The organism is Clostridium polynesiense (genome assembly GCF_000820705.1).
Classification (GTDB): Bacteria; Bacillota; Clostridia; order Clostridiales; family Clostridiaceae; genus Clostridium_AA; species Clostridium_AA polynesiense.
In genome coordinates, this window is sequence record NZ_CCXI01000012.1 from 40,196 (window position 1) to 52,491 (window position 12,296).

Consider the following 12,296-nt stretch of genomic DNA (forward strand, 5'->3'; position numbering starts at 1 on the left):
AAGGTTTACAAAGGTGTTATAAAAGGGGGATTGAATTGAAAGAGAAAATTTTAGAGTATATAAGAAGTATGACTGAAAATTGTGACGTTAGTACTTTAATTAGCGAATTAAATTCAGAAAATATAGCGCTTAAATTTAATATAAAACGAAATACTGTGAGCCATTACCTTAATGAGAGTATAGGTCAAGAATTAGTAAAAATTAATACAAGACCGGTACTTTTTCTAAACAAAATGATGTTTGAGAAGCGGTTTTTTCCTTTATCAAAGTGTGTATACTCTAGTATTAAAGAATTATTCAATGAAGAAAATAAAGAAGTCTGCGGGGATAATAATGTGTTTAGTAAGATGGTAGGCTGCAATGGAAGCTTAAAAAAGCCCATTGAACAAATTATCAGTTCTGTATTTTATCCTGATAATAGCCTTCCAATATTAATTTATGGACCTACAGGTACAGGTAAAAGCTATATGGCAAATCTAATGTTTGAGTTTTCAGTAAAGAATAAAGTGCTGCCTAAAGATGCTCCATTTTACATATTTAATTGTGCGCAATATGCTAATAATCCGGAACTTTTATCCAGCAATCTATTTGGATATGTTAAAGGTGCCTTTACGGGAGCTGTTGCTGATACTAAGGGAATATTGGAAGAGTCTGATGGAGGGATGCTGTTCTTAGACGAGGTTCACAGGCTTAATGGTGAAAATCAGGAAAAGCTGTTCACTTTTCTTGATAAAGGTATATTCAGGAGAGTAGGAGAAAGTGATAAGTGGCGTAAAGCAAGTATTAGAATAGTAATGGCAACCACAGAAAATATTAATTCATCCTTTCTGGAAACCTTTATAAGAAGAATACCTATTGTTGTAACACTGCCTTCTTTAGAGGAGAGAGGATATGAAGAAAAACTTCAATTTATATATATGTTCTTCCACAGAGAAAGTAAGATTCTTAATCGTAAACTAGTTATCTCCGGAAGAGTTATAGATACTCTTCTTTATAATACTTCAAAAGGAAACGCCGGGGGACTTTACAGTACTATAAAGTATACTTGTGCCAAGGCTTATGTGAAGAGTAAAGATAAAAAGGATGTATATATTAATTTGCGCAACCTGCCTGATGATGTTATTAACAGTACAGCTGCTCCAAATTTATCTGAGGATCTTAAAAGTAGAAAGATATTAATTTCTCCTAGTAAAGATTATAAGAAGGAATTAACTTTTAAAAAGGATGATGTAGAGGAATTAACCAGTTTCTTTGAAGAAATATGCTATTATTATAAAAAGTACTGTACAGGGAAAATCGACCCAAGGCTACTTGAATATTTTTCTTTTAAGGCTATAAAAAAAATAATCGACTGCTTTATTATTAGTCATAATGCAAAATATGAAGAAAATATGTTTGGATATATTTTAAACATTGTAGAGAAAGCACTGAACGATACGTCTCTTCTTTATAATTTGAAATTCACCAGTAATAACATATACTTCATTTCCGCTTATTTTCACATAAGAGGTTCAAGAAAATATAAGATTAAAGGAAAAATAAAAGATGAACTGTTGTGTGAATACAAAGAAAAATATTACAAGGAGTATATTATAGCTAATAAAATATTAACCTTGATTTATGAGGACTTAGAGATTTCAATTGAAAATGAAGACAAGTTATTATTGACTATATTTTTGGCTAGTTTAGGCCTTGATTCTGATTTTGACAGCATAAAACCTATTTTATTGACTTATGGAGATAAAACTGCCAGTAGAATATGTGATGCAGTAAATATAATCTTAAAGAATAATATATTTGAAGGGATAAATGTACCTATAGTACATAATATATTCGAAGGAACGGATGTATCTTTAGAACAGAATAAATTTGAAGGTTTGGATACATTCACTTCTCCCACCGTAGAAGCTATTTCTGAGAGAATTCTAAAGTATACCAAGGATAATGATATAAGAAAAGGATTGCTAATCTTATCAGATATAATTCCTATAAAGGAACTATATATTAGCCTGCAAAAAGTAATTACAGTTCCTTTTGTTTTAATAAACAACACATCAGCCAATATAGCTATTAAGATAGGAAGTTATTTGCTTGATAATTATGATATGGAGGAAATAGTTAGAAATATTGAAGAAGATAATAAAATTCAATATTATGTTAATTATTCAGGAGAAAAGGATAAGGCATTATTAGCTATTTGTCCTACTGGACTAGGTGTAGCTCAAAAGCTGAAGAATATTTTAAAGAAGAGTATTCCAAAGGAGATAGATGTAAAGATTATAGATTATCAATATGAGAGCATAAAAGATTTTGACAAGCAATCCATGATTTTTAAACAATATGACGTCATAGGAGCCATTGGACCTATAAATCCAAATATAGTAGGGATACCCTTTATATATCTTCATGATATTACTTCTGAAAATGCCGGTGAAAGTATTAATAAAATGTTTGAAACAGTGGCCAGTAAGAATCAAATCGATACTATTATAAACAGCCTTGTAATTAGTTTATCCTTAAAAAGGCTAATAGGTAATATAACAATTTTAGATAAAGATAAATTGTTATATGAAATTTCAGACTCTTTGGGCAATTATGAGCGTTTGTCGAACTGTAAGCTAAATAACAGGATAAGATATAACGTTTATTTTCATGTAAGTTGTTTGGTGGAGAGATTAATAAGAAACTCTCCTATTGATACCTGCGAGGATCTGGAAAGATTTATAAAAACAAAGGGCGAGGAAATAGAATTGATAAAAATGGCTTTTAGTGGAATTGAAGATTCCTACAATATAGATATCCCTATCACGGAAATAAAATATCTGTATAATTTGCTCAAAGGAAAGTAACAGTAGGAGGATGACAACTCTGCGCTTCAGTACTTTCCCCAAAGCCTATACATTTTTAGTGCATCTGATATAAATGATAATCTTGTTATATATAATACTAGGAGCAGAAAAGATTCCAATGTAGATATTGATAGATTAGAACTGATTAAAGACACTATTAAAAAGCTGATAATGAAATAAAAATATGTAAAAGACAATCGCCGCCAATATTATATATTGGCGGCTCATTTTAACTGGGATAGTTTATATTGAAAATTTAATTAGTGGGACTGAAAAGGTTAACAGTGTCAAAAGATAGTTATGAAACATTGTTATTCTTTTCAATTACATCAGTAAAATCCAGTGCAAACGGTTTCGACACTGTTTGGCATCCTTATTGCTATTTAATTAAGTGAATGCATCGAAATTAAAATAATAGTGAAAGGAGTGTCTAAAATAGGGGACTTAACCAAGGTAGAGGAAGCACTGCCAGAAATTCTTGTATTAACTCATGGTTATTTTGGAAAGGAATTAATAAAAAGTGCAGAAATGATCATGGGAACTATTGAAGGAATTAACTTTATACCTTTAACTACGGATTTTTCTGTAGAAGAGTATAGGGATATGGTAGGTAATGCTATTAATGGAATGAAGGAAGGATCTGTTATTTTACTAGATTTACTAGGAGGAACACCTTGTAATACCGTGGCAATATTTTCTAGAACTCGGCAGGTTGATGCAATTGTTGGAGTTAATTTATGTATACTTATGGAGACCGCTCTATTAAGAGGTAAGTATAAGGGAAAAGAATTATGTGAGCAGGTATTAGAGAGTACTCAATGCAGTATTCAAAAATTAAAATTATAAGGTAACAATGGGAGGAGTTTGAGTTATGAAGTATAAGATTCTTGTAATGGAAGAAATAGGTCAATTAGCTATTAGGGAAGCTGAGGTTCCAAAACCAGACAAAGGACAAGTTCTTGTTAGGATTAAAAACTGTAATATATGTACTACAGATTGGCAGAACTGGAATGGAATGAGGGGTAAATCTAATAAATCCTTCCCTTATGCGCCAGGACATGAGGCTGCTGGAATTATTGAAGCAATAGGTGAAGATGTTGAGGGATTCAAAGTTGGTGAGCATATTGCTGTTGGATATACCGGTTGTGGATATTGTGATGAGTGTAAAAAAGGAAATACTAAAAGCTGTAAAATCAATACTGAAATATATCCAGTAGAAGGGGTTACAGGAGGCTTTGGAATGAGCCAGTTTATGCTGATAAATAAAAATCAGGTTTTCAAAGTAAACGAAAACCTTCCATTTGAAGAGGCATGCTATTTGGAGCCTTTAGCAACTGCTGTTCATGGAGTAAGAAAATTATCTGTTAATCCAGGAGATACTCTTCTTGTAATAGGCGCAGGTAATATGGGCTTGGTTAATGCTCAGGTTGCAAGAGCATTTGGTTGCAGAGTTTTTGTAAGTGAAGTTGATGAAACTCGTATAGCATTAGCTAAATCTTTAGGCTTTGAAGTTATGAACCCTATAAAAGATGATATAGTTAAATTTTCAAATGATTTCTGCAATGGTTACGGACTAGACCACGTAGTTGTTGCAGTAGGAAACACAGTAGCAACAGACCAAGCCTTTAAAGTGGTAAAAAGAGGTGGAAAGGTTTTATTATTTGCTGCAGGATATCCTTCACCAGAATTAAATTTAGATGTTAATAAAGTACACTATGGGAATTGGCATATAATTGGAACGGGAGGAGCTAGTGTAGGGGATTACTGCTTATCAAATAAGTACCTTTCAGATGGAACCGTTAAGGTTGATAAATTAGTTTCATATAAGGTACCACTTGAAGAATATGAGAAAGCCTTCACTTTAGCAGCAACTCCAGGAAACTATAGGGTGTCTTTAGTTTTATGGGATAAATAGTAATAATCGGAGGGGTAATATGGGTAAAATATGTTTAATACGCGTAGATAGCAGGTTAATACATGGACAAGTAATGACTATGTGGTCAAAGGTAAATGGTATAAATCACATATTAGTTATAGATGATGTAGTGGCCAATGATCCTTTTATGAAGGATGTATACCTTATGGCTGTTCCAGATACTTTAGGAGTAACGATTTGTTCCGTGGAAGATGCAGCTGAAAGGTGGAAATCTAATAATCTGCCTGATGCTAACTTATTAGTTTTAATAAAGGATGTACATACTGCACATAGAGTATGGAGGGCTGGATTCCCAATTGATAGTATACAAATAGGAAATCTGACTCCAGAGAAGAAGACAAAGATACTGCATCCTTCCAGCAGATTAAGTGAGGAGCATATTCCTGAACTTTTGGAGATGGCGGAAGCGGGAATAGATGCATATGCTCAGTCTGTTCCTACTGAGAAAAAGATAAAGATAAAGTCCTTAGTTTAATATGGGTATTGAGGAGGATATTTTATGTTAGTTCAATCGTTTTTTATTGGTATATTGTATTTCTTTTGCAGATGGACACCAAACTATACTTTTCTTTTAGAAGCTGTATATAAGCCGACCTTCCTGGCTGTTATTATAGGTTTAATAATGGGGGATGTAAAGACTGCTTGTATTATAGGTGCTTATCTACAGGCAGTTTACCTAGGTCTTGTTACTAATCTAGGCGGTGTTGCTACAATAGATAAAGGTTTAGGAAGCTGTATAGTAATCCCATTGGCTTTAGCCACTGGTATGAGCCCTGAATTAGCAGTGAGCTTTGCGATTCCTTTTGGTCTTTTGGGAACATTGACAATCAACTTGTCTAAAGTATATATGTCATTCATAGCTAATATGGTTGATAAGGTTGCAGAACAAGGAAATGCTGTTAAGGTCCGTTTATTACATCTTGGCGGAAGTGCTGCCTATTGGGTCGTATTTGGTATAATTCCTGTCACATTAATTGTTTATCTTGGACCAAATGCTGTATCTGCTGTTATAAATCTAATACCACAAAGATTAGTTACAGGTTTAACAGTTGCAGGTGGTTTAATGCCGGCTCTTGGTTTTGCTATGACAGTAAGGGTAATTGGACGAAAGGATTATCTACCTTTCTTCTTCTTAGGATTCTTCCTAGTAAAATATTTTGAACTGCCTTCAATAGGTTGTGCAATATTTGCAGCTATAGCTGCGGTAATATATATTCAATTGAGTGGGGGGAAAGCAGATGGAAAAGCAGCAGCAGCCTAGTATAAAAGGAAAGTTAACAAAAAAAGATATATTTTTTGCCTGGTTAAGATGGAATTTGACAGCCCATGTGGGACAATCAACAGATAGACTTATGGGAGTAGGTTTTTGTTCTGCTATCAGTAAGACCTTAGAAAAGTTATATCCTAATAAAGAGGATTTATCCAGAGCTCTTAAAAGGCACTTGTCTCTATTTAATACTCAGTGTAACTGGGGGAGTATTATAGGCGGAGCTGTCATAGCATTAGAGGAAGAAAAGTCTATGGATGATGCTGCTGTTCCTGATGAAGTTATTACTGGTTTCAAGACCGGGCTTATGGGTCCTGTAGCTGGAATTGGAGATACTATAGACTGGCTTACCATTTCTCCGATATTAACTTCCATGTTTCTTCCTGCAGCTAAAGAAGGAAGTGTTATAGCTTCATTGGCATCCGCATTACTTTTTGGTCTTATATGTACTCCTATAGGCTTCACTTTATTTCATCTTGGGTACAATAAAGGACGTAGTTCTATTACTACTTTATTAAAAGGAAGCAGAATTAAAAAATTAATAGATGGATCATCAATTATGGGATTGTTTATGATGGGGGCATTATGTGCCAACTTTGTTAAGGCTCAAACTTCTCTTTCAATCACCACTGCAAATGAAGTATTCGAAATTCAAAAATATATAGATATGATATTCCCAGGATTGCTTTCATTAGCTACTGTAATGTTAACGTATTACTACTTGGAAAAACGTGGTAATAAGTATATGAATGCTTTAGTAGGATTGTTGGTTGCAGGAGTAGTGTTAGGAGCTTTAGGAATTTTAAAATAACAGAAATATAATAATCAAGGAGTGTAGTTTTATTATGTTTGTTAGTATGAAGCCTATTTTAGAAGAGGCAACAAAAAAAGGTTATGGAGTTGTAGCTCCAAGTATATTTGATGCGCTTTCTATAGAGTTTAGTTTTAAAAAGGCATTAGCGTTAAGATCTCCAATAATATTGAATACTGGTGGACCCTTTGACTTAAAATTTCTTACAGAAGTAGCTAAATACTACAGTAACAAATATCCAGAGGTTCCAGTTGCATTGAATTTAGACCATGGTGATAACTTTGATCAGATAATGACTGCAATTAGAGCCGGTTTTTCTTCTGTTATGTTAGATAGATCTTCAGCTTCTTTTGAAGATAACGTTAAAGAAACAGCAGAAGTAGTCAGAGCTGCTCATATAGTTGGAGTTTCTGTTGAGGCAGAATTAGGACATGTAGGTATGGGACTTCAGTATGATGACAGTGAAGATAACTTAACAAGAGTTGAGGATGCTGTGAAATTTGTAGAATTAACTGGAGTTGATTTTCTGGCTGTAGCTATAGGAACAGCGCATGGGCACTATAAAGGAACGCCTAAAATAAATTTTCAAAGACTGGATGAGATAAGAAAAGCAATAGACATACCACTTGTACTACATGGTGGTTCCTCTTCAGGAGATGACAATTTACAAAAATCGATAAAACATGGTATCAGTAAAATAAACATTGGTACAGATTTAAGAGATGCTGCAGTTCATGCAATGACAGATTATCTATCAGATTATGACCCACATAAGAGGGGGATTTTAAATGAAATATTTAGAGTTTCAATGGATGCTTATGCAAATAAATTAGAGTATTATATTAAACTATTTGGATCAAATAATCGTTGGTAGTTGTTTGACTCATATAATTGATTATAGTGCAATAGGATTTACTTTGTTGTAAGATAACTTGAATTGAAGATGCTTTGCTGCATCTTCAATTCTCTATTTAAATAAACTTATTTTCAAATGTGGGAGGAATGGTTAGTATGAAATATACACATTTAGGCAGAACAGGTCTTAAGGTTAGTAAACTTTGTCTTGGAACAATGAATTTTGGACCTCGTACTGAAGAAAAAGAAGCATTCAAAATCTTGGATAGGGCACTAGACGCAGGAATTAACTATATTGATACCGCTAATATTTACGGAAGTTTACATGGACAACATGCTGATAACCATACAGGATGGACAGAAGAAATTTTAGGCAGATGGTTTGCACAGGGGGAGCAAAGACGTGATAGGGTTATCCTTGCAACAAAGGTATATTGTAATATGCATGATGAAACTGAAGGACCTAATGGAGACGGTAACTCAGCTTTCAAAATACGCAGACACGTGGAAGGATCTTTAAGAAGATTGCAAACAGATCATATTGATATATATCAGATGCACCATATAGAAAGACATGCACCTTGGGAAGAAATCTGGGGAGCATTTGAGCGTGTTATAAATCAGGGAAAAGCAACTTACATCGGTTCCTGTAACTTTGCCGCACGCCATTTAGTTGCGGCACAGGCAAATGCTGAAAAGAGAAATTTCTTGGGACTTGTAAGCGAGCAAGATAAATACAATCTTGCTAACAGGCTTCCAGAACTTGAAGTACTGCCAGCAACAGAAGAATTAGGAATAGCATTCTTGCCTTGGAGTCCTCTCCATGGCGGATACCTTAGCGGAAGCGTTCTTAAGAATGCAGCGAATAGCAGAGGTGCTGAAGAATTCGGAAGAAATTTATCTCCGGAAAAACATAAACAGCTTGAAGAATATTCTGCGCTTTGCAGAGAGCTTGGTGAAAGTGAAGCTAACGTTGCTCTTGCATGGCTTCTGGCAAATCCAAGGGTAACTGCTCCAATCATAGGACCTAGAACTATGAAGCAGTTAGAAGATGCTTTACATGCTCTGGAAATAGAGCTTTCTGATGAAGTTCTTCAAAGACTGGATGAAATATTCCCTGGTCCCGGAGGAGCTGCTCCAGAAGCCTATGCCTGGTAAATTTATAAAATATACAATTTTATAAATAAAGTTCTTATATAATAAAAGAGTGGTATTAAACCACTCTTTTATACTTTTATGTCTCCATATGATTATTATATGTAAATTTTATACTTAAAATTTCTTTGCTAATTCTTTGGCTTTAAGTATAGCTTCTTCTACAATAGCCTCAACATCATTTCCGATAACATCTAAGCCTTCTGCTGCTATAGTTGTATAATCTGCTACTCCAAGGAAAGCTAAAATTGTCCTTAAATATCTGTCACCCATTTCAAAGGCCGAGAAAGGTTCAGCGGAATAATTTCCTCCTCTTGAAACTATGTTAACTGCTTTTTTCCCTGTGCATAATCCCATTGGACCTGTGGCTGTATATTTAAATGTAATTCCTGTAACAGTGATGTAATCAATATATGCTTTAAGTATAGCTGGAATGCTTAAATTCCAGAAGGGCTCTGCAATTACATATTTATCTGCTTCTAAAAATTGAAAGGCATATTTAAGTATTGGATGATTTTTATCTACTATCAGTGAAGGTGATCGCAGTTCTTCAAGCTGTCCAAAGGGAAGTGGAGCTATTCCCTCTTTATATAAATCTAAGGTTATAATCTCATCTTCTGGATTGTTTTTTTTATATTCTTCTATAAAACTATCTGATATTCTGAAGGTTCTTGATTGACCTTCTTTTTTTGCGTTTGCTTTAATATATAGTACTTTATTCATTGAATTGTTCCTCTCTTATTTAACTATAGTTACTTTAAAATATTTATTATTATAATATAATAATAATACATAAATATTTTATTATCAAGGAGAGGAAATTGATTAAGTAAAATATTTACAAATATAAAAGCAAAGGTATATAATGAAACTATAAAAAATGGAGGAGAAGGCCTTATCTCAAAATAATATAATACTTGATTTAGAAAGTGACAGCTATAAGGCGATAAAGGTATCTCATGGATTAATCAGTGGATACAGCTCGATAATGTTTCAATATATGCTTACAGGAAAACCTGTACTTTCTATCATAGATAAAGAAAGAAAAAACAAAAAAAGGCTTTATTGCACCGATTATTTGGGGAATTACTCTTATAATGAAGATATGAATATAAATGAATTTAAAGAGATGATTTTAATGGATAAAGATCCTAAAAAAAGAAGAGCGTATGAGAAAATTTTTACGAAGCATAACTAATGGAGATGGAACCAGTGGTAAAAAAGTACATAGGCATATAAAAAATGAAGTGCTGTCAGATTTATTAAAGTAAAGCTAAAGTATACTTAATGAAGAAAGGATGGATAATATGCTTTATAAGAAGATGGGAACAAATTGGATTATAAGGATAGATAAAGGAGAAGAAATAATTGCTTCTCTTAAAAAAATATGTGCCGATAATGACATCCAGGCAGGATTTGTAACTGCCATAGGTGCTGCGGATAAGGTGGAAATAGGTCTCTTCGATACCCATACCAAAACCTATAATTCAAAGGTTCTAAGTGGAGATTTCGAAATAACGAATCTTTCCGGCAATGTATCAAGAAATGATGGACAGGTATACATCCATATTCATATAACCTTAGGAGATTCTGAGTATAATGCCCATGGCGGTCACTTAAATGAAGCATGGATAAGCGGAACCTGTGAAATGTTATTAACAGAGGTACAGGGTGAAATAGGAAGAGAATATAATGAGGACTCAGGGTTAAATTTGTTCAAGCTATAAATTAAAAGTTGATATATATAAAGATTATAGTCATGTACCACCAGCTTAGCTGGTGGTACATGACTATAAATTTTTCATTTTAAATTATTTTTAAGTACATTATAAAGCGCCTCTGTTTCCTCCGGAGTTTTTCCGTTCAAAAATACTGTAAGCTCCTCTAAGGTTATAACTATATAAGGAGGATTATCTCTATATACATACATCTTTGATTTACCATAGGTATTAAGGTTATAGTTTCCAAGGCTGTATGCCTCTGTACCCACTCCGTTTGTCCTTACACCCTTGGGGAGTTTATCAATTTTATCTATTGTCTTAACCTCATTTAAGCTGAAACTGTAGCTGTATACCGGAGCAGAGATTTCAGCTGTGCTGTTATTTATAGATAATTTAAAACTTGCTGTATCAAAGGAAATAAACATGAAGGATAAGAATACCAGCAAAGCAGTAATGGAGGCATAGGTAAAAAAGTTTAAATATTTTCCTTTTTTGTTCCCTGTGTTTAGTGTATAGCCGTACCCCATACGCTTAGGCACCATCAGTCTTTTATCTTTAGGGTTGCAGTAGCCGCCCTTTGCCCAACATTCGTCCTCCTCTGTGTTAAAGGATTCTTTCTTCTTTAAGGATAATAATTTATTAAAGTGCTGCATAAATACCCTGTTATTAAAATAAAAGAATAAACCTATCCATATAAAGAGGTAAATTATTAAAAAAGAGGGGTATTTAGTGGCTATCAAAATAGGTAAAGCTAAAGCTGTAAATAATACAGTCAGCTTCCTTGATGATATTTTATAACTCTCTTTTATATTTTTTACTTCCTCTTCCTCCTGCATAGAATAGGGAAGTCTGATGCTTAAAAGTATATTATTATTAATTTTACCAGAGTCCTCGTTAGTAAAAAATACTGATATTGAAATTATTATTATTACAAATAATAAAATAATCCCTGTCATTATTAACACATCCTTGGATATTATTTATGTTATATAATATGTATTTTATAATTCTAGGGTAAATTATTTATCTGCCAGTTTATAGGCTCTATCCCTTTAGAAATTAAAAAGTTATTAGCTTTTGAAAAAGGTCTGCTTCCAAAGAAACCTCTATAGGCAGAAAGTGGACTTGGATGCGGAGATTTAATAATAAAATGGTTAGGATTTGTTATTAAGCTTATTTTAGATTGAGCGTTGCTTCCCCAAAGTATGAACACAATTGGTTTTTCTCTTAAGTTCAACAGCTGTATAACCTTATTTGTAAATATCTCCCAACCGATATTTCTATGGGAATTAGGCTTACCAGCTGCCACCGTTAAAACAGTGTTAAGCAGCAGCACCCCTTGTTCTGTCCAACTTTTTAAATAGCCATTATTTGGAATATAGCATCCTAAATCCTCCTTAAGTTCCTGATAAATATTTATAAGGGAAGGAGGCGGTTGAATACCCGGTTTTACGGAAAAGCTTAGTCCATGAGCCTGACCGGCACCGTGATAGGGATCTTGTCCCAATATTACTGCTTTAATATCCTTGTAGGCTGTATAATGAAGGGCATTAAATATATCATACATATCCGGATAAATGGTTTTTGTCTTATATTCCTTAATGAGAAATACCCTTAATTTTCTATAATATTCTTTATTAAATTCTTCCTTTAAAAGTTCGTTCCAATCGTTATCAAATTTAATCATATTAATCACCTAATT

The 12,296-nt window shown here is 33.5% G+C and carries 13 protein-coding genes; 10 read left to right on the top strand and 3 right to left on the bottom strand.

What is annotated here, in order from left to right; translation table 11 throughout:
- Window positions 1–35: 35 nt before the first annotated feature.
- The 8 genes from TA89_RS01870 (at window position 36) to TA89_RS01905 (ending at window position 8,876) form a co-directional block, all read left to right on the top strand.
- A complete protein-coding gene (locus tag TA89_RS01870; RefSeq protein WP_052447267.1) occupies window positions 36–2,849 on the top strand; it encodes a sigma 54-interacting transcriptional regulator in 2,814 nt (937 codons plus the stop codon).
- A 417-nt stretch (window positions 2,850–3,266) separates the two neighbouring features.
- Window positions 3,267–3,695: a PTS sugar transporter subunit IIA gene (locus TA89_RS01875; protein WP_052447268.1), complete on the top strand. Its 429-nt coding sequence runs from the start codon at window positions 3,267–3,269 to the stop codon at window positions 3,693–3,695.
- 25 nt (window positions 3,696–3,720) lie between these two features.
- The gene (locus TA89_RS01880) at window positions 3,721–4,764 is read left to right on the top strand and encodes a zinc-dependent alcohol dehydrogenase (protein WP_040210401.1); all 1,044 of its coding nucleotides are present in this window, start codon (window positions 3,721–3,723) and stop codon (window positions 4,762–4,764) included.
- A gap of 19 nt (window positions 4,765–4,783) precedes the next feature.
- Window positions 4,784–5,260, top strand: coding sequence for a PTS sugar transporter subunit IIB (locus TA89_RS01885; protein WP_040210402.1), 477 nt, complete (start codon window positions 4,784–4,786; stop codon window positions 5,258–5,260).
- 24 nt (window positions 5,261–5,284) lie between these two features.
- A complete protein-coding gene (locus TA89_RS01890; protein ID WP_040210403.1) occupies window positions 5,285–6,046 on the top strand; it encodes a PTS sugar transporter subunit IIC in 762 nt (253 codons plus the stop codon).
- Window positions 6,024–6,863 carry a PTS system mannose/fructose/sorbose family transporter subunit IID gene (locus tag TA89_RS01895; RefSeq protein WP_040210405.1) on the top strand — a complete coding sequence of 280 codons (840 nt, stop codon included), beginning with the start codon at window positions 6,024–6,026 and terminating at the stop codon, window positions 6,861–6,863. Before TA89_RS01890 ends, TA89_RS01895 begins: the two co-directional genes overlap by 23 nt.
- A gap of 34 nt (window positions 6,864–6,897) precedes the next feature.
- On the top strand, window positions 6,898–7,737 hold the full coding sequence (locus tag TA89_RS01900) for a class II fructose-bisphosphate aldolase (protein WP_040210406.1): 840 nt from the start codon (window positions 6,898–6,900) through the stop codon (window positions 7,735–7,737).
- 137 nt (window positions 7,738–7,874) lie between these two features.
- Entirely contained in the window at window positions 7,875–8,876 is a 1,002-nt protein-coding gene (locus TA89_RS01905) for an aldo/keto reductase (RefSeq protein WP_040210407.1), read from the top strand.
- A 114-nt stretch (window positions 8,877–8,990) separates the two neighbouring features.
- On the opposite strand, the gene TA89_RS01910 is transcribed toward TA89_RS01905, so the two are convergent.
- Window positions 8,991–9,596 carry an FMN-dependent NADH-azoreductase gene (locus TA89_RS01910; protein WP_040210409.1) on the bottom strand — a complete coding sequence of 202 codons (606 nt, stop codon included), beginning with the start codon at window positions 9,594–9,596 and terminating at the stop codon, window positions 8,991–8,993.
- Between the two features lie 157 nt (window positions 9,597–9,753).
- On the opposite strand from TA89_RS01910, the gene TA89_RS01915 reads away from it, so the two are divergent.
- Together TA89_RS01915 and TA89_RS01920 are read left to right on the top strand one after the other, a co-directional pair.
- Window positions 9,754–10,071, top strand: a complete 318-nt coding sequence (locus tag TA89_RS01915; RefSeq protein WP_040210410.1) for a CDP-glycerol glycerophosphotransferase family protein — start codon at window positions 9,754–9,756, stop codon at window positions 10,069–10,071.
- A 109-nt stretch (window positions 10,072–10,180) separates the two neighbouring features.
- The gene (locus TA89_RS01920; RefSeq protein WP_040210412.1) at window positions 10,181–10,600 is read left to right on the top strand and encodes a PPC domain-containing DNA-binding protein; all 420 of its coding nucleotides are present in this window, start codon (window positions 10,181–10,183) and stop codon (window positions 10,598–10,600) included.
- 74 nt (window positions 10,601–10,674) lie between these two features.
- On the opposite strand, the gene TA89_RS01925 is transcribed toward TA89_RS01920, so the two are convergent.
- Together TA89_RS01925 and TA89_RS01930 are read right to left on the bottom strand one after the other, a co-directional pair.
- Window positions 10,675–11,550 (bottom strand): DUF5808 domain-containing protein, encoded by an 876-nt coding sequence (locus TA89_RS01925; RefSeq protein WP_040210413.1) that lies wholly within the window; start codon window positions 11,548–11,550, stop codon window positions 10,675–10,677.
- Window positions 11,551–11,603: 53 nt separating this feature from the next.
- Window positions 11,604–12,281: a uracil-DNA glycosylase gene (locus TA89_RS01930; protein ID WP_040210414.1), complete on the bottom strand. Its 678-nt coding sequence runs from the start codon at window positions 12,279–12,281 to the stop codon at window positions 11,604–11,606.
- Window positions 12,282–12,296: the final 15 nt, after the last annotated feature.